General features: G+C 49.8%; 19 protein-coding genes and 1 riboswitch. Of the genes, 13 read left to right on the forward strand and 6 right to left on the reverse strand.

Translation table 11 applies throughout. From position 1 onward, the window contains the following. Positions 1-36: 36 nt before the first annotated feature. Both EIZ37_RS16680 and EIZ37_RS16685 read right to left on the reverse strand, forming a co-directional pair. On the reverse strand, positions 37-1,215 hold the full coding sequence (locus EIZ37_RS16680; RefSeq protein ID WP_134685897.1) for a hypothetical protein: 1,179 nt from the start codon (positions 1,213-1,215) through the stop codon (positions 37-39). Continuing rightward, positions 1,212-2,543 (reverse strand): hypothetical protein, encoded by a 1,332-nt coding sequence (locus EIZ37_RS16685; protein WP_134685898.1) that lies wholly within the window; start codon positions 2,541-2,543, stop codon positions 1,212-1,214. Before EIZ37_RS16685 ends, EIZ37_RS16680 begins: the two co-directional genes overlap by 4 nt. A 120-nt stretch (positions 2,544-2,663) precedes the next feature. Between EIZ37_RS16685 and typA the strand changes: the two genes are divergently transcribed. The 5 genes from typA (at position 2,664) to EIZ37_RS16710 (ending at position 8,596) form a co-directional block, all read left to right on the forward strand. Then, positions 2,664-4,505, forward strand: a complete 1,842-nt coding sequence (typA, locus tag EIZ37_RS16690; protein WP_134685899.1) for a translational GTPase TypA — start codon at positions 2,664-2,666, stop codon at positions 4,503-4,505. A 301-nt stretch (positions 4,506-4,806) separates the two neighbouring features. Further along, the gene (locus EIZ37_RS16695; protein WP_134685900.1) at positions 4,807-5,136 is read left to right on the forward strand and encodes a YlaH-like family protein; all 330 of its coding nucleotides are present in this window, start codon (positions 4,807-4,809) and stop codon (positions 5,134-5,136) included. Further along, entirely contained in the window at positions 5,133-5,405 is a 273-nt protein-coding gene (locus tag EIZ37_RS16700; RefSeq protein WP_134685901.1) for a hypothetical protein, read from the forward strand. The genes EIZ37_RS16695 and EIZ37_RS16700 overlap by 4 nt, the downstream gene beginning before the upstream one ends. A gap of 71 nt (positions 5,406-5,476) precedes the next feature. After that, positions 5,477-6,949: a methyl-accepting chemotaxis protein gene (locus EIZ37_RS16705; protein ID WP_134685902.1), complete on the forward strand. Its 1,473-nt coding sequence runs from the start codon at positions 5,477-5,479 to the stop codon at positions 6,947-6,949. A gap of 153 nt (positions 6,950-7,102) precedes the next feature. Continuing rightward, entirely contained in the window at positions 7,103-8,596 is a 1,494-nt protein-coding gene (locus tag EIZ37_RS16710) for a hypothetical protein (protein ID WP_134685903.1), read from the forward strand. Here the strand turns inward: EIZ37_RS16710 and EIZ37_RS16715 are convergent. Continuing rightward, positions 8,593-8,940 carry a DUF5665 domain-containing protein gene (locus EIZ37_RS16715; protein WP_134685904.1) on the reverse strand — a complete coding sequence of 116 codons (348 nt, stop codon included), beginning with the start codon at positions 8,938-8,940 and terminating at the stop codon, positions 8,593-8,595. The two genes, EIZ37_RS16710 and EIZ37_RS16715, sit on opposite strands and share 4 nt — an antisense overlap. Before the next feature lie 90 nt (positions 8,941-9,030). On the opposite strand from EIZ37_RS16715, the gene EIZ37_RS16720 reads away from it, so the two are divergent. Then, positions 9,031-9,495: a pyridoxamine 5'-phosphate oxidase family protein gene (locus EIZ37_RS16720; protein WP_134685905.1), complete on the forward strand. Its 465-nt coding sequence runs from the start codon at positions 9,031-9,033 to the stop codon at positions 9,493-9,495. A gap of 53 nt (positions 9,496-9,548) precedes the next feature. Here EIZ37_RS16720 and EIZ37_RS16725 read toward each other — a convergent pair whose 3' ends face one another. Further along, complete coding sequence (locus EIZ37_RS16725) at positions 9,549-10,592, reverse strand: aldo/keto reductase (protein WP_134685906.1); 1,044 nt, start codon at positions 10,590-10,592, stop codon at positions 9,549-9,551. A gap of 183 nt (positions 10,593-10,775) precedes the next feature. After that, positions 10,776-10,895, forward strand: a riboswitch (SAM riboswitch). Positions 10,896-10,999: 104 nt separating this feature from the next. Between EIZ37_RS16725 and EIZ37_RS16730 the strand changes: the two genes are divergently transcribed. Together EIZ37_RS16730 and EIZ37_RS16735 are read left to right on the forward strand one after the other, a co-directional pair. Continuing rightward, positions 11,000-12,160 (forward strand): aminotransferase class I/II-fold pyridoxal phosphate-dependent enzyme, encoded by a 1,161-nt coding sequence (locus tag EIZ37_RS16730; RefSeq protein ID WP_134685907.1) that lies wholly within the window; start codon positions 11,000-11,002, stop codon positions 12,158-12,160. A 2-nt stretch (positions 12,161-12,162) separates the two neighbouring features. Next, a complete protein-coding gene (locus tag EIZ37_RS16735) occupies positions 12,163-13,326 on the forward strand; it encodes an aminotransferase class I/II-fold pyridoxal phosphate-dependent enzyme (RefSeq protein WP_134685908.1) in 1,164 nt (387 codons plus the stop codon). 34 nt (positions 13,327-13,360) lie between these two features. Here the strand turns inward: EIZ37_RS16735 and EIZ37_RS16740 are convergent, their stop codons facing one another. Then, on the reverse strand, positions 13,361-13,981 hold the full coding sequence (locus EIZ37_RS16740) for a YhcN/YlaJ family sporulation lipoprotein (protein WP_134685909.1): 621 nt from the start codon (positions 13,979-13,981) through the stop codon (positions 13,361-13,363). A gap of 234 nt (positions 13,982-14,215) precedes the next feature. Here EIZ37_RS16740 and EIZ37_RS16745 point away from each other — a divergent pair, with 234 nt between their 5' ends. The 3 genes from EIZ37_RS16745 (at position 14,216) to EIZ37_RS16755 (ending at position 17,615) form a co-directional block, all read left to right on the forward strand. After that, positions 14,216-15,550: a PhoH family protein gene (locus tag EIZ37_RS16745; protein WP_134685910.1), complete on the forward strand. Its 1,335-nt coding sequence runs from the start codon at positions 14,216-14,218 to the stop codon at positions 15,548-15,550. Between the two features lie 977 nt (positions 15,551-16,527). Beyond that, entirely contained in the window at positions 16,528-16,974 is a 447-nt protein-coding gene (locus EIZ37_RS16750; RefSeq protein WP_134685911.1) for a hypothetical protein, read from the forward strand. An 80-nt stretch (positions 16,975-17,054) separates the two neighbouring features. Next, positions 17,055-17,615, forward strand: coding sequence for a hypothetical protein (locus EIZ37_RS16755; RefSeq protein WP_134685912.1), 561 nt, complete (start codon positions 17,055-17,057; stop codon positions 17,613-17,615). Between the two features lie 76 nt (positions 17,616-17,691). Here EIZ37_RS16755 and EIZ37_RS16760 read toward each other — a convergent pair whose 3' ends face one another. Next, entirely contained in the window at positions 17,692-18,195 is a 504-nt protein-coding gene (locus EIZ37_RS16760) for a hypothetical protein (RefSeq protein WP_235828069.1), read from the reverse strand. 61 nt (positions 18,196-18,256) lie between these two features. Between EIZ37_RS16760 and EIZ37_RS16765 the strand changes: the two genes are divergently transcribed. After that, a complete protein-coding gene (locus EIZ37_RS16765; RefSeq protein ID WP_134685913.1) occupies positions 18,257-18,895 on the forward strand; it encodes an MBL fold metallo-hydrolase in 639 nt (212 codons plus the stop codon). 129 nt (positions 18,896-19,024) lie between these two features. Then, positions 19,025-20,248, forward strand: a complete 1,224-nt coding sequence (locus EIZ37_RS16770) for a CapA family protein (RefSeq protein ID WP_134685914.1) — start codon at positions 19,025-19,027, stop codon at positions 20,246-20,248. Positions 20,249-20,308 lie beyond the last annotated feature (60 nt).

Raw genomic sequence — 20,308 nt, forward strand, 5'->3', positions numbered from 1 at the left:
CCAGTAGCTAGTTTGATTCGAGGTGGCCCAACCTACTCAGGGAGTGTAAACCAGATCGCGATAGGGGATAGCAAGTCCATATCCGTCCCAGCCAACCTTGGCGATCAGTGTCAGATGAGGGGAAGCAACCAGTGCCGCCAAGGAAAAAGTGAACGTCAAATTGCCTTGTACCGTCGGCCTTCCCTGGATGAAGCGGGTCGCACAGGATACCCACCCCATCTCCTGCGAATAGGGGGAAAAGGAAGGCTGGACCTGTACATGCGGCACATAATCGACATGCTCCTGTTGAGAAAGCCACTGGTGAAATTGCCCTATGTTCGGATGATTCACATGCAGGGAAGCAGCCTCATAATAGCGCGGCAGCTCCGTAAGCTCTGTGAGCGCAGGTGCGATTAGCACTTGCTTCTTTGGCAGGGAACCATCTGGCCAGAGAGAGCGGGTACCGATTGACCACGGCCGATAGGGATCGTGGGAAACGGAAAGCCTGGAATGATCGGCACAAAACCGGATAAAAGGCAGCATGTGCTCCCGTTTTCGCTTGTCTGTCAACAAAGCGGCAAATCCGGAATGCAGGATCGCACGCAAGGCATCGGGGGAAAAAAGGAGGAAGGCTTTTTCCTGACGTTGACCCAATGGGCCCGACACATGGCTGCCGACTGTTCGCATCCAGAGCTGCTCCTCGTGAAGATAGGTCAATTCCTGTTCATTCGGTAATCTGCGCTTGTGGTATACCGTGTTTGCATAAGGGCTGGTATCCTGCAAGAGAGCTTCCGTGACGATCTCCTGCTTTTGCTCGCCATGAGAGCTGGCTAATTTTCGCGTATGAATGTAAGCAGTTGTTTTCAAAGGTCCTGAAAATCGTGCGGAGAAAGGCTTCTCCAGCAATGCCAGGATTGATTGATCGCAAGCAATCGAGGAGTGTCCAGACGTTTGTGAATCCAGTGATGCCGAGTGTGGATCAAAATATCGTACGCGCTGCCACACGTGAATAGGCAATGGAGTGTCTGGGGGAAAAGGCAGAGCGATGCGGTGGCGCGACAGACTGGAGTCTTCCCAATAAAGGGTAATGTCGGCAAAAGCCTCCTTCGTTTGCGTCCCAGCGGAAGAAATCATGACTTTTTCATCCAGACAATATTGGTAAGACTTGATGCCAATGGGCAGTTTTGTGCGGATTGCAGTTTGTAACAATTGCAAAAGGGCTTCCTCATAGTTCACGAAGCATGGCTCCTTTCAAACGGATGGTAAAACAGGTAGGCAGGCAATGAAAAAGAACGAGTTTTTTCGGAAAGAGGCCAGATGGTTTGCTTGGGACCAAAGCCAGCCAGGAGACAGGAAAACAACGGCAAGGCATCTCCAGTGATCCAGACAGGGGCGACAGGCTTGCAAGAATCCAGGTCTGTCTCATACATGGAGGCCGGTAACAAATGGAATCGGTTTGTCTTCTCCTCTGTGTACAATTGGGAGATCCCTTCGCAAACCCGCAGCCTGTCCTGCTGATAAAGCCCCTTGGATGTGAGCGCGGCAAAAATCGCACAGGGCGAATGAACCTGATCTTGGTGGAAGGGCAATTGACAATCGTAATGTCCAAAGAAGGGCGGATATTCACGCAGCGCCTCCAGCAATTCACTGTTCCTGTCTCCTGGGGACAGAAGGGTGGCCGGTGGCAGCAGATAGCCGTACGGATGGTGAGGGAGGGAATCGGCCACTGCTCCCGGCTCAAAGCGAAGCGTGGCTGCTGAGCAACGTATGGATGGATGATCATGACTGTCTAACCAAGCATTCATAAGCCCTGCGACGATCGCTGCATCGAAGAGCAGGGGAATCTTATCAATAGCAGGGAAGGTTTCATGCTTGGGTGGCAGGCTCCTGCCCCGCATGGTTTTCCAGCGTCTCATCTGATGGCCAAGCTGCTCCAAGTCAGAGTCAAAGGCATAGTGAGGAGAAAGCACCCAATCTTGTTGAAAAGGAAACGAGGTAAACTGTTCGAAGGAAAATATCTCATGCCGGCACGACGCTTTGCACAGGTTTGTTTTATATTGGGTGCCGTCGCTGCGCAGGGAGTAGGCGTTTTCTTGGAAAAAGTGAAAGGAAGTATCCAATAAGTCGGGCTGAAACTGCGGGAGCAGCTCGTAATGGTGCTTTTCGATGTGGCGCGCAAGCTGATTTGGGTCATAATCAGGGGCTTCGAGCGAGATTTGGGCATGGGGGACCTTTTTTTCACTTATATCCAAATAATGAATGAGATCCAGATGACCTGATTTCAAATCTGCCGCATGACGAGCCTGATGAAAGGCCAACTCGACCCCTTGCTGCGAACAGTCTGACGTGAAGGCTTGTCCCATCCTTCCGTCCGGGAAAATCAAATGGAGCAAGATCTCGTGTTGATTTTTTGTCTGTCGCCGGATGAAAGCGCCAGATTGCCAGAGATAGCTTGTCTCAGTCGAGTGTTTGGCGTAAAAGATAGCAAGCAAACCAAAGGAATCGGCTAATTCCATGACACTTTCGGCTATGGACGTCAGGGGATCAGTGAGGAATTTCTTCATTCATCATTCAACCCTCTCTCGTGGAATAGCAGAAATTACCCTTTCTTAACAACTTACCAGTATACAGTGGGGGGTCAACCTGTTACTATAGAAAAGATGCATTTAGACCAGGAGGAAAAAATGAAACGTCAGGATATACGCAACATCGCGATTATTGCCCACGTTGACCACGGGAAAACAACGCTGGTTGACAAACTTTTGATTCAATCCGGTACTTTCCGCAGCAATCAGCAAGTGGAAGACCGCATGATGGATTCCAACGACTTGGAGCGGGAGCGTGGGATCACGATCTTGGCGAAAACCACTTCCGTTCAGTATGAAGGCAATACCATTAACATTTTGGACACACCTGGCCATGCTGACTTCGGTGGAGAAGTAGAACGGATCATGAGCATGGTTGACGGCGTGCTGTTGATCGTAGATGCGTTTGAAGGCTGCATGCCGCAAACTCGATTCGTACTGCGCAAAGCATTGGAAGCGAAAGTGACGCCGATTGTCGTCGTGAATAAAATTGACCGTGAAAATGCTCGTCCACAAGAAGTGATTAATGAAGTATATGATCTCTTCATCGATCTTGATGCCACTGAAGATCAATTAGATTTTCCGATTGTATACGCATCCGGCTTGCAAGGACTTGCAGGGATGGAACCAGACAAGCTCGAAGGCGATCTGAAGCCTCTGTTCAATACCATCATTGAGCATATTCCAGCACCAGAAGCGGATGAAACGCAGCCGCTGCAAATGCAAGTAACCATGCTGGATTACAATGACTTCCTGGGCCGCATCGGTATCGGCCGCGTATATCGTGGCGTCATCAACGTCAACGATATGGTAGCTGTCGTAAAACGTGACGGCTCCGTGAAAAAAATGCGCGTGCAAAAACTGTTCGGTTTCAGCGGTCTGCAGCGCGTTGAGCAAAAAACAGCCCGTGCCGGTGATATCATCGCGCTGGCTGGTCTGGAAGACATCAACGTAGGTGAGACTGTATGCCATGTTGATCATCCAGATCCGCTGCCGCTCTTGAAAATCGATGAACCGACTCTGCAGATGACGTTCTCCGTGAATAACAGTCCGTTTGCCGGCCGCGAAGGAAAGCACGTTACCTCCCGCAAGCTGCGCGACCGTTTGATGTCTGAGCTGGAAACCGACGTGTCCCTGCGTGTAGAAGAAACGGATTCTCCGGATTCCTTCATCGTGTCTGGACGCGGCGAGCTGCATCTTTCCATTCTGGTGGAAAACATGCGCCGTGAAGGCTACGAGCTGGCTGTATCCAAGCCTGAAGTCATCATCCGTATGATCGATGGGCAAAAAATGGAGCCGGCTGAGCGCCTGACCATCGATGTGCCGGAAGAATATGTGGGCAGTGTCATGGAGACGCTTGGTTTACGAAAAGCGGAAATGGTCAATATGATCAATAACGGCTTCGGTCAAGTTCGCTTGGAGTTCATCATTCCTTCCCGCGGATTGATCGGTTATCGTACCGAGTTTTTGACCATCACTCGCGGATACGGGATTTTGAATCACTCCTTTGAAAGCTACCGTCCATTGGTACCTGGCGCTGTTGGCGGACGCCATGCCGGGGTACTGATTTCCCATGAAACGGGTACAGCAAGCACATACGGTTTAATGTCCGTAGAAGATCGCGGGATCATGTTCATTCATCCAGGTACGGAAGTTTACGAAGGTATGATCGTCGGCGAGCACAACCGCGATAACGACCTGGTGGTTAACGTATGTAAAGAAAAACATGCGACCAACGTGCGTTCCGCAAACAAAGATGAAACAGTGAAGATGAAAACCCCGCGCACATTGACGCTGGAAGAAGCACTGGAATACTTGAACGATGATGAGCTGTGCGAGGTAACGCCACAATCGGTTCGTCTCCGTAAAAAATATCTGAACAAGTCTGATCGGGAGCGTTATGAGAAGCAAAAACGCTATGAAGCGGCTCCTCAAGCATAATTGCTAAAGACGGACAAATCCGCTTGCTTTCGGGCAGGCGGATTTTTTATGTGACTTTTATTCTTTTCATTTGTTAGACTGCCTGCAATCGCCACGCCCTCTTTCCCTTTCCCTACCAACATGTATGCACAACATAAGAGCCCTTTGAAATCTGTTACTTTTGTCACAAACCGTTATTTTGACAGGTGGTGTACCTATTGATAAAGTAGACATGATAGATAAAATTGAGGTGAAAATCGTTGATAACGAAATACTGCTGCATGTATGCAAGAATTATGCGCGGGACAGGGAGGGACCACAAATGGAATGGATGGAATTAGTCTCTCAGTATGAGCCTGCCAACCCATCTGCTTTGACTTTTTATGATCAGCTTCGCATGTTGCTGGATCACTATCGCTTCTATATTATCTTTGTTGAGCTGTTTGTCGTCTATTACTTGGGATTTGCGACACGCATTCGCATGCCGATCTTAAAAACGGTGCTGCTGGTGGCAGTGATGCTGGTGGGAGCGGTCATTTTTACGATTCTCGATGTGCAGCTGCCTGTAAAAAGCGCAATGTTCGTAGCCTTGGTCATTCTGGTCGTAGTGCGTCTGCGCTCCATACCTAAAAAGAGGGGGAACCCTGAATGAAGTTAGATGACGCTTTGTTTAACTGGCTGCAGATTCAGGTTGTAGCAGCCGCCAGGCCACATGATGTGTCGGCGCAAGAGACTGCTTCCTTTTTCCTAGAAATCTTGACGAATGACCACCATGTCAGCGAACCGAGCTACGAGGAAGATGACGTCAGCTATATCCTGTCTTTTTACATAGATGGTCAGCGGCATACGAAGCGTTACGATAAAGAGAACGTCGATTCATTGCTGATGGCCATCGAAAGTGAACCGAAGTATAATCAATAACCAGTTTTACAAACAGAGAAAACGGGTAGGTAAAAGGTATGGAGAGAGCAAACAGAAGGGGATAAAAACGCATGGTGAATCTTATCCGTAAGACCTTAACGAACAAAGAAGGCTTCATGATTTTTATTCTGTGGAATCACCTATGGGTCGCAGGATTGCTGGCAGCCGCCGAAAATGTGAATTACTGGCAGGTCGTCTCGGCTGGTTTGTTTTTTACATTAGTCGTATCACCTCTCTATTTCTGGAAAAAAGACAGCAAAGTGATTCGCTACCTAGTCGCAGCAGGCTTCCTCTTTTATTCGTACTCCTTTGATCATTTCTCGAATTTATCGGGCATCTCGTACTTATCTTTTATTATTTTAGGATTTTTGGCAGCATATCTGGATTGGAAGCTGATTGTGACAGCGGGTGCTGTGGAAATCACGGCCACTATCACCGGTTACGCAACTGGTCTGGTTCATTTGTTTGAGGGAGAAGTTTCCCAGCTCATCCTGATCATTCGCATTGTTTCGATATTGCTGATGATCGCTGGCCTGATTTATTTATGCCTTGCCGGACAAGCCTCGCTGAAAAAGGCGGAGAACGCCCGGAAAGAAGCGGAAGAAAAGGAACAGCAAGTGGTCGAGCTCCTGCATAAAATTCATCAAATCACCAACAAGCTGGATGCGACTTCCGAGCAGGTACATGAACATGCAGAGGTCACCAAGCGGAATAATGACGAAATGATGCTCGCTTTCCGCGAAGTGGCGACTGGGATGGAGGCACAGGCCAACTCTACGGTCAAAATCGAGGAAGATGTGCAATCCATTGATCAAGAGATCGAGCATGTGAGCGAGCAAGCAGGCGCGATGAAACAAGAAGCGGAAAAGAACAACGGTCGACTTGCAACCGGGATTCAAATGATGAATCAATTATCCGAGCAGATGGAGCATATCGTCGGTACGGTCCATATTGCTTCTGAAACGATCTATCAGCTGAATCAGCAAGCGGAAAAAGTGGAACAAATCGTCGGTACGATCAATCAAATCGCGACGCAGACCAATTTGCTGGCACTGAACGCGGCAATCGAGTCGGCTAGGGCTGGAGAGCATGGACGCGGCTTCGCTGTCGTGGCAGACGAGGTGCGCAAATTGGCCGAGCAAAGTGCGCAAGCGACACAGGAGATCGCCGCGATCCTTCAATCCCTTCACCAGGAAAGTCAAAATGCCGTTTCCCACATGAAAGATGGGGAATCCTCGGTTGCGATCGGACAAGAGCTTGCAACGAAGACGTTAACCTCCATCGAAAAGGTCAAAGCAGGGATGGAAGGCTTTATGGGAGCGGTTGAGATCGTGCTGAGCAGCGTGGAGCATGTAAAAGTCCGCTCCGGTCAGGTAGCCGGTGAAATGTCGACCATCACGCATGTAACCGAAGAGGCTGTGGCGAGCCTGGAGGAATTGTTTGCGACGGCTGAGACACAGCATGAGAAAATCAACGAAATCAACAATGAGATCCGACAATTGAATTTGCTCTCGTCGGAGCTGCAAAAATCATTTCAACGATAAAAAATGCAGAAGAAACCTGGTACGCCGGTCCGTTGCCGGCAGACCAGGTTTCTTTTTTTGTATGTTCCTTGCAACCTTTCGTCAAAGTTCTCCGTCTGTAGTGGTGCTCAGGTACTCATGACAAAATACAGAAGTAAAGGGGAAGATTGACTTATGAAGAAATACTTGACAAAACCTGTACTCTCCGTACTTGCTGCCGCAACCATCGTAGGGGGTGTGACGCCAGCAGTAGTGGCAAATGCCGATACATTATTGCGGACTAGCTCCGATAGCAAAGTGGTGATGGACGACGACTACCTGAAAGAAGCTCGCTACAAGCTGAAGGATCTGATTGAAGATGATCCGGCAAGATTGGCGCTGCTCCTCAAAACACAGGGAGACAACCTCTATATTGTCATCGACGAGCTCGACGTGGATGTGAAGCTGTCAACCGTCATTGATAATTACGAAGACAAATGGAATGACATCTACGAGGAATATTATGATGATATTTATTTGGAACTTCGTTATGACGATGATGACGATGACGACCAAGATAATGATGATGACGACCAGGACGAAGATGACAATGATAATGAAGGCTTCGTATCATTGAAGCACGAAATCAAAGGCAATACGGTCTATGTAACCGGTGAGGTAACGGACGATGTTACCCGTGTGAACCTGACCACCCCAACAGGGACAAAAATTGAAGTGACGCCAACATCGGATGATACGTTCACAGTCAGCTTCGCTGCAACAACCAGCTCTACTTCGCAATATGTAACCGTTAAAGCGTATGAAGACGACACCTTGGTGGAATCGAAAAAGCTGCGCATCAAAGCAGGAACAGTGGAAGATAAGAATGTCCTGTTGCACTCTGTGGCTGCCTATAACGCCGGAAAAGATGAAATTAAGGTACAGGGAATCGTCAAGCTTGATGCGGATGAAGTATATGTAACCTATGGTGGCGAAAAGAAAAAGGCAACCTTGAAAAAAATGTGGGATGAAACCGGGACATTCTCGGCTACTTTCAAGGCAAATGACGATGATAAGGAAGTTCTCGTAGAAGCTTACGAGGATGGAGAGAAAATCGACTCGGATACCGTAGCCATCTTGGGCGTCAAGGATCCTGAAGTTGATCAACCGGACACATACACCGTAACCGCTACAGCCGCTTTCAGCCCGAAAAATAAAGTGGTGCAAGTAAAAGGAAATGTAAAGGTGTCCAGTGATGCAGATGATGATGAATTGAAATTGTACGTAGTGGCACCGGATGGCAAAAAACAAGAGGTTCAATTGAACAGCAACGGAAGCTTCGAGAGCAACATCAGCTACCAAAACCGTTCATTCAGCTCCAAGACGATCCGTCTGGAACTTTACCAAGATGGCAAGCTGGTTTCACAGACAAACGTCAGCTACACTTTGCCAGCGATTGTAACGCCTCCCGTGCAAAAGAAAATTACCCTTCCTGTAGTTCCTCCTGGCCATGCGAAAGATAAAAACAAAGGAAATGGCAAGGGCAATGGAAACGGCAAGGGGAATGGCAACTGGAAGAGCCAAGGACAATGGCAAGGAAACGGACAAATTCAGCTGTCTGTGCATGGGAAACAACTGGGACTTCAAGTAAATGGGAAACATGAAGGGAAAAAAGGCGATCGCGACTAATAAGGGCTTCGATACGAACCCACGTAGTCGATCAGCTGTTTCACGTACTCCCCGATAATTGGGATCGAGATAAATTTGCTTAACAGCCATCCGAGAATGGCAAGGACGATCGCCGTTCCGATCGTGAGTCCTAAGCCCCGTGCAAGTCCTGCGAGGAAATTGGTCCAGAGCAGCTTGCGCGGGGCTGTATAATTTTGAATGACATCTGCCAGGCGAATATCCTCCAAAAAGATCGCAATCTTGTCCATACGCTGGTTCACTTGCCGGACCTGCTGCAATTCATCCACCAATCGATCGATGCGATCCAGGAAATGCTGGCTAGGACGATGAAGGTGATTCTTCATTGGAAAAAGCCCTCCTTCTGTAAGGGGTTTGCTTAAACAACCTGCCACAGGTACAATAGATGTACAATCTTTTCCAAGGGAGGAATCGGAGTGGCTGAAACTGTCGCCCAATCACTATCGGAAGAATTATTTGCGCTTCTGCAAAAGGAACGCTTTATGACGCTGGGCTCCATCGATCATGAATCGGGAGCGCCTAGTCTCAGCTCCCTATCATGGGTGTATGCGCCCACTCAGCAAAAAATACGGTTTGCCGTCGATAATCGGTCTCGCATAATCGCAAATATTACCAAGGAACCACAGGTGGTGCTCCACCTGATCGGCGCAGGATCTTCCTACGCCATCAACGGGAAGGCGAAGGTGACCGCCGAGCGACTCGAAGGGGTACCGCTGAAACTGGCTGCCATCGAGGTTACGATCGATGCGGTACGCGATGTTATGTTTTATGGTTCCCGTATTTCCGTAGAACCTCAATATGAAAAAACGTATGATAAAAATGCAGCGGAAAAGCTTGATAATCAGGTCATGACGGCGCTGCGCGGTCTTGCGGTCGAATAAGCTTGCATAGAAAAAAGCTACTTGGTGCTCGCCAAGTAGCTTTCTCTTTTTTCTTATTGTACATTCAGGACAGGCGTAGGTTTCGTTTGTGTGTTGGACATATGCTGTGCCAAACGTTTGTTGTAACCATTTACCCAAAGATTTTCGATAAATTTCGCTTCTTCCTCAGTCAATGGAGCCACTTCGGATGCCAGCGCAAATTCCTTCAGGTTGGCTTCGCTCGTGATGTTTGGCAGCACCGTCACGATCGAAGGATGGTACAACGAGAATTGAATCGCCAATTGGCCAATGGTTCTTTCTTTGCCGTCGAACAGGCCTTTCTCTTTCATTTCTTGCACGACTTCCAGACCGGCATTCATCCAATCCAGCGGACGGTGACTGCGGTGGTCGCTCTTGTCGAAGTGCTTGTTTGGATCATAGGTGCCGTCCAACAGACCGGATGCATGCGGCACACGCACGATCAAGGCGCGGTTTTCTTGCTCGGCGACAGGGATCACGTTGCGTGCAGGATCTTGCTCTAGGATGTTATTGATGATCTGGATCGCTGCGTAACCAGGGCGTTTCAATGCTGCAATCGATTCGTCTTCCCACCCGATATCAGGGCCCATGGCTGCGCCGTATTCACGGATTTTCCCTTCTTTTTTCAGTTGGTCCAGAGTGTCGTGAACCTCTTCGCTATGTACCGCTTCCATACGAGGGTTATGCAATTGGAAGAAGTCGATATAATCTGTGCCAAGACGCTTCAAGCTTTGCTCGCAAGCGTAGCGGATGTGTTCCTTGGACCAATTTTGCGGCAGCTCGGAGTGGCCTTTGCGCTCACCCGGCAGGTTGTAAATGTCGTAGCCGAACTTGGTCGCAATCACTACCTTGTCACGGATATCGCCGAGCGCATCTTTCAGGATGGTTTCTCCCAAGCCATTTCCGTATACGTCTGCTGTATCAAAAAAGGTGATGCCGTAATCGTCATAGGCGGATCGGAGCAGGCGTTTGCCCACCTCTGCATCGGACACGCCCCACCATTTGGTTGCAACAGACCATACGCCGAAGCCAACTTCAGATACGGTCAGGTTTGTTCCAGGAAGGGAACGGTATTTCATTTGTCCATCTCTCCTTCTGTGAGTTAAATCATATCCCACCCTTATCTTACCACGTTCCTTTGGACGGATGAAATGCAAACACGGACAAGTTATTTACAGGTTTGTGAAGGTTGCGCCAAATTACCGATTGACAAAAAAATCCGAGTGGGCTAGTATAGATTCAACTTTAAATGAATAGCAAACTTCTTATCCAGAGCGGCGGAGGGACTGGCCCAATGATGCCCGGCAACCAATCGTCTGTAGAACATACAGGCAGATACGGTGCTAATTCCTGCAGAGTGGTGACACTCTGATAGATGAGAAGGGTTTGCTTACGGAAACGTAGACAAAGCCTTCTTTCGAAAAGAGGGCTTTTTTATTTGCCCAAATCATGACGCTGAGAAAAGAGCTTGGAGGGTGAAGAAATCATGCATGTACAGACAAAGTTGGTACAGATCGGGGTAGGATCAGATGAAAAAACGGGGGCCGTCAGCATACCGATTCATCATGCAACGGCTTATCGCCACCCGGGACTCGGGCAAAGCACCGGCTTTGATTATACCCGTACGGCGAATCCGACACGCGCGGTGCTGGAGCAAGCCATAGCCGAGATCGAGTCGGGGGACGCGGGCTTTGCCACGGCATCTGGAATGGCAGCCATCCAGACGATCATGGCGCTTTTTTCCCAAGGCGACCACTTCGTCGTATCGCTGGATCTCTACGGCGGGACGTATCGGTTGTTTGAACAGGTGTTGAGCCGTTATGGCCTTCGCTTCAGCTACGTAGATGTGCGTGACACAGAGGCGGTTAGAGCAGCGGTTCGTCCAGAAACAAAAGCGATCTTTGTGGAGACCCCGACCAATCCGTTGATGCAGGTCACGGATATAGCAGCCGTTGTCGAAATTGCGCGTGAAAACCGGTTGCTGACCATCGTGGACAATACGTTCATGACTCCTTACTGTCAACGACCGCTGGAGCTTGGCGCGGATATCGTGTTTCACAGCGCGACTAAGTATCTGGGCGGACACAATGATGTGCTGGCGGGATTGATTGTCACCAAAGGAAAAGAGTTATCAGAACAGGTGAAATATCTGCACAATTCAATCGGAGCTGTCCTCGGACCACAAGACTGCTGGCTGTTGATCAGGGGCATGAAGACGCTTGCCTTGCGGATGGAACGGCATGAAGAAAATGCTTTCCGGGTCGCACGCTTCCTGCAGGAGCATGATGCCGTGACCGAGGTGTTTTATCCAGGACTGACGAGTCATCCCGATCATGAGGTTCAGAAAAAACAGGCTTCCGGTTTTAGCGGGATGGTGTCTTTCCGCATTCGTGACGCGAAGCTGGTGGGACCTTTCCTGCAGCATCTGCGCGTGATCTCGTTCGCGGAAAGTCTTGGCGGTGTTGAATCGCTTTGTACATATCCGGCTACACAGACGCATGCGGATATCCCGGTGGAAATCCGGGAAAAAGTAGGGGTTTGCGATCGACTCATCCGCCTCTCGGTGGGAATCGAGTATGCAGATGATCTGATTGCGGACCTAGGGTATGCGCTCGATCAAGCTGTGAAGACAGGAGGGTGTTGTTGATCATGAACTTTGCCACCAAACTGCTGCATGGCCGAAGCGGGATTGATCCATTCACCGGTGCTTCTTCGATTCCGATCTATCAGGCATCGACCTTTCATCAGTTCGATCTGGACCAACCAGGCGTGTATGATTACGGACGTTCAGGCAATCCGACACGGCATGCGCTGGAAGAAGCAATCGCCGTGCTCGAGGGCGGGTCACGCGGCTTTGCATTCGCATCCGGCATGGCTGCGATTTCCGGAGTGTTCATGCTGTTTTCTACAGGAGATCATCTGATTGTACCGGAGGATGTGTACGGAGGGACATATCGTTTTTTGACCAAGATTCTTTCCCGGTTAGGGATTGAAGTGAGCTTCGTTGATACGACCAGGATCAGTCAGATAGAAGCCGCGATTCGTCCGAATACGAAGGCCATATTTATCGAGACGCCGTCCAATCCGACCTTAAAGGTTACCGATTTGGCAGCGGTCAGCCGTTTAGCCAAAGCCCATCAATTGCTGACGATCGTAGACAATACCTTCCTGACCCCGTATTACCAGCGTCCGCTTGAATTAGGAGCTGATATTGTCATCCACAGCGCGACCAAATTCATTGGCGGGCATAGCGATGTGGTCGCAGGACTGGTCGTCACCAAAGATGAGGAACTCGGAAATCAGCTGTACCTCATCCAAAATGGCATGGGAGCCGTGCTCGGTGTGCAGGACTGTTGGCTCGTCATGCGCGGGCTGAAAACGCTGAAGAGCAGACTGGATGTAAGCACGCACAGCGCGGGAAAAATTGCCGCTTGGCTGGATCGCCACCCGCATGTGCAGCGCGTCTACTACACAGGTCTGGCTGCTCATGAAGGGCATGAGCTGCAAGAGCGGCAGGCGAGCGGTCATGGTGCAGTGCTCTCTTTTGATGTGGGCAATCGGGATATGGCCAAGGCATTATTTGATGCCGTGCGGTTGCCCATCGTTGCGGTGAGTCTCGGAGCGGTAGAGAGCATTCTGTCGTATCCGGCGATGATGTCTCATGCTGCAATGCCGGCAGAGGAACGACTGGAGCGGGGAATTACAGACGGACTGATCCGCTTGTCAGTTGGCTTGGAAGATGTTGATGATTTGATTGCAGATTTGGAACAGGCATTGGCGATTGCGGCTGCGAAATGCTTGGCTAACCGTTAAGAGCATTCCAATGAGAAAACCCCCGAAAGGATTGTTACTCCTTAGGGGGTTTTTCGCTTTTATTCACAGGTATTTTCTTGTTTCCTTCCGGCTTGGCTTTGGACGACTTGTTCATTCTTTGCTCATTCTCCCGGGTAGAGGGACGTTCCCGTACCTCTACGTCACGCGGAGCTTGCGGAATGAGGCGTCCAGCGATATCAGCCAGTTCCTCCACGAAGCCGCTTACCGGGCGGCCTTTCCGTATGTCCGCCGCCATTTCTCGCAAGCGTTGAACGATATCAGGATCTGCTGTGACGAGAGCGGTTGCCCCCTGTGGATCTTCCTTCAACGCTTCAGCAACGGTGTATTTGATGACACCGACCTCTGGCCGATCCAATTTGGCATTCACATCAATTCCGACTACCGCCCAGCGCCCAATCACAACGGCTGTCGCATCATTCACGTTTTTTACACGAGAGGCCAATTGAACCAGACGTTCCGCTTTTGCCTGGGGGGACTGGTTGTATTTCGGTGATGGCGCAGTTTGCTGCACGCGCTGTGTACGCTGTTCCTTTTGATTGGGTTGCGGGGCCGCCTGGTTGGCTGGCGGTTCATTCGCTGTATTGCAGGCTGACAACAGCAGGCAAACGGTTAGCAGTGCCAAAAACGGTTTCACGAGATAAACTCCTTTCTGGATATTGACCTGTGTTCCCGATGTGAAAATGGAATCAGGATGGCTTGCACCAAGTACTTGTAGTGTTTTCAGGCTCGCTGGTTTTCATACCCGGCTATGTGTTCGTCTAAGTAGGGCATGGCTGACATACACATTAGTAAATCGCCCTGCGGTAAACAAAAGCAACCCTCTATTCTTTGCATAAATTATACGAGACGGGAAATAGGAGGCGAGATTTTGAAAAAAATCTACGTACTTGACACAAACGTACTCCTGCAAGATCCAATGGCGATTTTTTCATTCCAGGATAATGAAATCGTCATCCCAGCGGTAGTGCTGGAAGAGATTGACTCCAAAAAGCGTTACATGGACGAGATCGGGAGGAATGCTCGCTATGTATCACGGCTTTTGGACAGCTTTCGTGTAAACGCCCGCTTGCATCAGGGAATTACGCTGGAAACGGGTGGCGTGCTGCGAGTGGAATTGAACCACTCGACACTAACCAAGCTGCAAACCCATTTTCACGAAATGACCAACGATAACCGGATACTCGCGGTCGCGTTGAATTTGCAAGATGAAGAAAATCTTTCCGCGAATGCCAGACCGGTTATTCTGGTCAGCAAAGACGCGTTGATGCGGGTGAAGGCGGATGCCTTGGGGCTGACAGCGGAAGATTTTTTATCGGATCGAGTGGTCCGGGAGTACTCCAGCATCTATCCGGGATATTTGAAAATGCTGGTAGCCTCGGAAATCATCCAGCAATATTATGCCCAGCGAAGGCTCTCTCTCGCTCAATGGTTCCCGAAATATCAATTTCATCCCCATCAGTTTTTAGTGATGAAAGATGAATATAACCAGTCCGTTTCGGCGATTGGAAAAGTGGATAGCGAAGGGAAAACGTTAGAGATGCTGACGATTGATGAAGATCCGATCTGGGGGATCAAGGCGCGGAATGTGCAGCAGCGTATGGCCACCGAGCTGCTGCTGCGCGACGATATCCCTCTGGTCACGATGACGGGAAAGGCGGGGACGGGAAAAACGCTGCTGGCATTGGCAGCCGGATTACTGCAGATTGAAGATTTGCAAAAGTACAAAAAGCTGCTCGTAGCTCGCCCCATTGTTCCACTCGGCAAAGACATCGGCTTTTTACCAGGGGAAAAAGAAGAGAAATTACGGCCTTGGATGCAGCCGATTTATGATAATCTCGAATATTTGTTTAATACGAAACGTCCGGGAGACTTGGACAAAATACTGGCGGGGATGGGCAGCCTGCAGGTAGAAGCCCTGACCTATATCCGCGGCCGTTCCATCCCGGGACAGTTCATTATCATCGATGAGGCGCAAAACCTGACCAAACACGAGGTCAAAACCATTTTAACGCGTGTGGGGGAAGGGTCGAAAATCGTCCTGATGGGTGACCCGGAGCAAATCGACCATCCGTATCTGGATGAAAGCAACAACGGATTGACCTATGTGGTCGAGATGTTTAAAGATCAGAAGCTGGCAGGACATATCCGCCTGGAAAAAGGCGAGCGAAGCATACTGGCTCAGTTGGCAGCGGATTTGCTGTAAAGAAATCGTGAATAAGATCTCTCGAGACGGATCATAATACTATCATCGAGCCCAGTGATCAAGGTAAACAATGATTTGCCTTTCAGGAGGCGAAACAGCGTGGATCCAGATGATCACGTCCGACATTAGTCGAATTGGTGGAACCGGTACTCTTTAGGATCGACTCTATATTGGAGGAGATGTGTCAAAGAGGATTTCCGTTAGTACCCCAAAACATTGGTGCTCGATGAAAGACCGCTTCCATTTGGGGGCGGTTTTTTCTGTTTGTGGTGATTCCGGGGCTGCTTGGGGAGAGCATGTTCCCAAACTCCGCTTCATTTTTCGCCTTGCAAGGGAGCAGAATCTGTCCGCTCCGCAGCAAATCGCGGGGGTGTGCAAAAAGTGGCAAATGCTTTGGAGCTTAGCCAAGTTTGCACCCCTTTTTCCCGCGATTCACTGCTCCGCTGGGTCGGGCTTCGCAGGCGCTCCGTTTGGGAACATGCTCACCAGCGTAGCCACAGCTCTTAAAAGAAAATGAAAAAGTNCCGTTTGGGAACATGCTCACCAGCGTAGCCACAGCTCTTAAAAGAAAATGAAAAAGTCTAAAGTCTAAAACGCAGAAAGCTAACCGTGCTCCACGAATCCGGATACATCATTTAGGGGGCGATGTATTCTCTTATTACACAATCAAGTATAATCATTCGCCACGTGAGGAAGGGAAGAACGGGACGGGCGTAGTTTTTGTCACACCTTCCGAGGTGGAGCTTGTAAAAACGGTACACGTCTGTCACGCAACCTCTACGCATGAATACGCTTTCTCGAAACTTTTGCGTGACGTACCGTTTTTACAAGCGGAACCGGACAGGTTACTCTCCCTTGTCGGTGTGGCAAGTACGGAGCCCCGCCCGTTCTTCCCTTCCCCCACCACAATGTTTGCACAAACCAAGAATGTCCAGGAAACTCCCCCATAGATATGAAATGGGAGGAGGGGAGCTTGTATGGTGGATCTGAATTCATCGATTTCATTTCTCATATATGTCACAGCTGTATCGAGTGCGGCAGCGGGCGTGACGGAAGCCTGCAAATCCGTCGTGCCTTTTCTGGGGACCGATTACGTCGCGGAAGAGGATTGCATGGAAGATCATAATATGGCGGGTCGCCTTGCTCATTATAAAAAGTTTCTAAACTTGTTGATTTCGGTTTTATCCGCAGGCTTTATCTTCGGGATTCTTGGACTTGACCCTGCCTTGATTTTAATGGGAAAAGAAGAAGCGTATGTGGCGGATCCGTGGAACGCAGGCATTTGGGTCTGGGGGATCGTCGCCGTTTTTGCTTCGCCGTTGTTTCATTCGCTTCTGAAAATTCTCGAGGGATTGCGTTCCAATATGGAGCAAAATCCATCCATGCCCAAGCCTCGCCAAAAGGTTAGCGGCCGAAAGCGATAACCTTGCCGACCCGTCCTCTGCTGGTATAAGATAGCGGTATGAAAGATGCAAAGTCCTTCAGAGGGTAAAGGAGTACGGAAATGAAGAGACACAAACGAATCTGGGCTTTTTGTCTCATGGCGGTGCTGCTGCTCTTGGCAGCCGGCTGCAGCGGGGGAGAGTCCACGACCAACGAAAATGGCTTGTCCGCCAGCTTTGATGCAGAAAACGCAAAGGAATACGGCATCAGAGGCGTTTACCTGGGACAAGGGATCGCTGAAGCCATGCAGGAGTTAAAACCGACTCAATATGAATTTATGGATGCTGAGACGCGACAAAGCATGACAATCGATCAATTGGCCAAAGGCGAAGGCACCGTCAGCATGGGCATGATCCTGATCGATAAAGCCCAGCTTATGATGAAAGTCCGAGCAGGTGTCGTCGAAAGCATTATCATGGGAAGTGTGCCGACCGAAGCAGGAAAACAGTTTGCCACAAACCGTGGCTTTCCGCTGTATGGAACCGTGGAGGAATTGAAGCAGCTCTATGGCAATCCGACATCGGAAGGAAATGAATGGGTTTATAAAGGGAGTAAGTATCAAGCGCTGTTCAGCATACACGAAGGGAAAGTAATCGGCTTTCGCTTTGACCCCGTGCAATAAGTTTGAACCCCACCCGTCAGAAGACAAGGTGGGGTTCGTTTATACATGCAACGAAGGCTAAGCCAAGTTTTCTAGTTTACTCTTCGATCCATTGGATGTCGGTTGTATAGGCACGGGCGATCCCATCGATTAAATCGGTCAGATTCCGGTCTACCGCATACAAGGGTGTGTGGTTCAGTTTCTCCGGGATTTGCAGCAAAATATGTTCCTTCATTTGCTCCAAGGCCGCCCATTGCTCTTGCGAGGAATTGTTCGGCTCGGTAAACTGAAAAAAGGTGACCAGATCTGCCAGCAGATAAGCATTTCCGGATAAGCCGAGAAATCCGTAATCGCTGTCCGGCGTTTCCGCAAATCCTTCTGGCAACCGCCACAAAGCGAATGATTCACCTGCCATTTGATGCTTGCCCAAAATGGAGAGGAGCTGCTCGCACTCTTCTTCTGATTTGACGATGAGCATTTGCTGCGCACGGTCAAAAACCGCTACCTGTTCACCGATTTTATGTACGACTTGTGCGTAAAAGCCCGGTAATTTACCCGCAGGCGCTTCCATTTCTACACCATACATACGTTCCAGTTTCAAGTTTCCACCCCCTGTGTATCATACCTGTATGCTCATTATAGCGAAAAGCGAGGAGAGAAGCATGTCCCTAACCATTAAGAGCTTTACCTCAGGCCCATTTGAAACCAATTCCTACTTGCTGACCAATGAGGCTACCAATGAACATATTGTCGTCGACCCGACCTTTGAGCCGCAGAAACTGCTTGCTGCACTGGAAGGCAAGAACGTGGTAGCCATCCTGCTGACGCACGCTCATCTGGATCATATCGGCGGCCTTAATGCTGTACGAAAGCTGACAAATGCACCCGTCTACATTCATCCCTTGGAACAGAGCTGGTTGAGTGACCCGCAGTTGAACGGCAGCGCACGCTTTGGCATGACCGCTCCCATCATCTGTGAACCGGCTGAGCACGAGCTTCACGATGAGCAAACACTCTCACTGGCAGGATTGGACATTCGCGTGCTCCACACCCCGGGACACTCACCAGGAAGTTGCTCATTCGTCATCGACAAGCATTGCATCGGAGGCGATGCCTTGTTTGCTCGCTCCATCGGACGGACGGATTTGCCGGGCGGAGATTATGAGACCCTGATGATCAGCATCCAGGACAAACTGTTTGAGCTGGATGACGATACGATTGTCTACCCCGGACACGGTCCTGCGACTACGATCGATATGGAAAAAACATATAACCCATATGTAACCGGGATGCTACGGTAACCGGACAAGCGCACGACAGCAACAATGTCGTGCTTTTTTTGCGCGCAGGTTTCATGAGTGAGGCAGGAAACGACAAGAACGGTGTAGAAAAAGAAACGAGATTGTCAAAAAAAGTAAGGGGATTGATTCATGAAACGTTATGCCTTGTCATTGTTGGCCCTAGGGTTGGCAACCAGCTTGATCGGCTGTTCGCAAAAGGCGTTCATGCAGCCGGAGCCGCCGCCTCAGGTGACAATGAAGGTTGTCAGTGCACAGCCGGTCGTTCAGCCGCTGCCGGTGGCGCAGAAGAAGCAGGAGGAGAGACAGCTGACCCTGTTGGCAGTAGGAGATATCATGGTTCATCAGGAACAGCTCGAAGCTGCCTGGGATCCGAAAAAGAAGGTGTACGACTTTGCGCCATTTTTTGCTAAGGTGGCGCCTTTGTTGAAGCAAGGAGATGTGGTTTTGGGCAATCTGGAGACGACGCTGGCCGGAAGCCAAAGCCGCTATACAGGTTATCCACAGTTCAACTCGCCGGAGTCACTGGCCCCGCTATTAAAGCAGGTTGGTTTTTCTGCGGTAACGACAGCCAACAATCATTCGTTGGATAGGCGAGAGGCAGGAGTGCTGGCAACAATCGCCCATCTGGATCAAGCAGGTTTGCCGCATACAGGGACATTCCGTTCTGCAGAGGAACGAAATCAGCCGTTGTTCCTGGAGAAAAACGGGATCAAGCTGGCAGTGCTTTCCTATACCTATGGGACCAATGGGATCCCGATTCCGAAGGGAAAACCTTACCTGGTCAATTTGATCCAGCCGGCTTTGATCAAACAGGATGTCACCCGCGCCAAATTGATGGGTGCCGATCTGGTGGCCGTTGCCCTTCATTTTGGGAATGAATATCAGCGACTCCCCAATCAAGCGCAAAAAAATATCGCGGATATGAGCATTCAGGCGGGCGCCGACTTGATCATCGGCCATCATCCGCATGTGGTACAGCCGTATGAGTGGAGGACTGTGACCATGGCGGATGGAAGCAAGCGCACAGGATTCGTTGCCTATTCATTGGGCAATTTCGTCTCCGCCCAGCGCCGCGATTATAAGGATGTAGGCGCGATTCTCAAGCTGGATATCCGCAAGCAAGCCGATGGAAAAACCGTCATCAACCATTCCGAAATTATTCCAACTTATGTACATTACTACCGCCAAGCCGGGAAGCGTAACTATGTGATCTATCCGCTTCCGCAAACCCTGCAAGCCAATGCTCCACGTGATCCGCAAATCAATGCGGATACATATCGGTACATGCAGCGAATTTACCAAGAAATAATGAAGCACGTCGCGAGCATTTCGGGACAGAAAAAAACCGGCTGAGTTCATCAGCCGGTTTTTCTTACTGGCGTGCCCAGCAAGCCGTTAATTGTTAGTTGGTGA

Source organism: Brevibacillus migulae, from assembly GCF_004521915.1.
Lineage (GTDB): Bacteria > Bacillota > Bacilli > Brevibacillales > Brevibacillaceae > Brevibacillus_F > Brevibacillus_F migulae.

Coding starts and splice junctions, on each gene's coding strand:
- typA (WP_134685899.1), top strand. CDS start 2,664: ATGAAACGTCAGGATATACGCAACATCGCGATTATTGCCCACGTTGAC.
- EIZ37_RS16710 (WP_134685903.1), top strand. CDS start 7,103: ATGAAGAAATACTTGACAAAACCTGTACTCTCCGTACTTGCTGCCGCA.
- EIZ37_RS16750 (WP_134685911.1), top strand. CDS start 16,528: ATGGTGGATCTGAATTCATCGATTTCATTTCTCATATATGTCACAGCT.
- EIZ37_RS16735 (WP_134685908.1), top strand. CDS start 12,163: ATGAACTTTGCCACCAAACTGCTGCATGGCCGAAGCGGGATTGATCCA.
- EIZ37_RS16700 (WP_134685901.1), top strand. CDS start 5,133: ATGAAGTTAGATGACGCTTTGTTTAACTGGCTGCAGATTCAGGTTGTA.
- EIZ37_RS16770 (WP_134685914.1), top strand. CDS start 19,025: ATGAAACGTTATGCCTTGTCATTGTTGGCCCTAGGGTTGGCAACCAGC.
- EIZ37_RS16685 (WP_134685898.1), bottom strand. CDS start 2,543: ATGAAGAAATTCCTCACTGATCCCCTGACGTCCATAGCCGAAAGTGTC.
- EIZ37_RS16730 (WP_134685907.1), top strand. CDS start 11,000: ATGCATGTACAGACAAAGTTGGTACAGATCGGGGTAGGATCAGATGAA.
- EIZ37_RS16695 (WP_134685900.1), top strand. CDS start 4,807: ATGGAATGGATGGAATTAGTCTCTCAGTATGAGCCTGCCAACCCATCT.
- EIZ37_RS16705 (WP_134685902.1), top strand. CDS start 5,477: ATGGTGAATCTTATCCGTAAGACCTTAACGAACAAAGAAGGCTTCATG.
- EIZ37_RS16725 (WP_134685906.1), bottom strand. CDS start 10,592: ATGAAATACCGTTCCCTTCCTGGAACAAACCTGACCGTATCTGAAGTT.
- EIZ37_RS16715 (WP_134685904.1), bottom strand. CDS start 8,940: ATGAAGAATCACCTTCATCGTCCTAGCCAGCATTTCCTGGATCGCATC.
- EIZ37_RS16755 (WP_134685912.1), top strand. CDS start 17,055: ATGAAGAGACACAAACGAATCTGGGCTTTTTGTCTCATGGCGGTGCTG.
- EIZ37_RS16765 (WP_134685913.1), top strand. CDS start 18,257: ATGTCCCTAACCATTAAGAGCTTTACCTCAGGCCCATTTGAAACCAAT.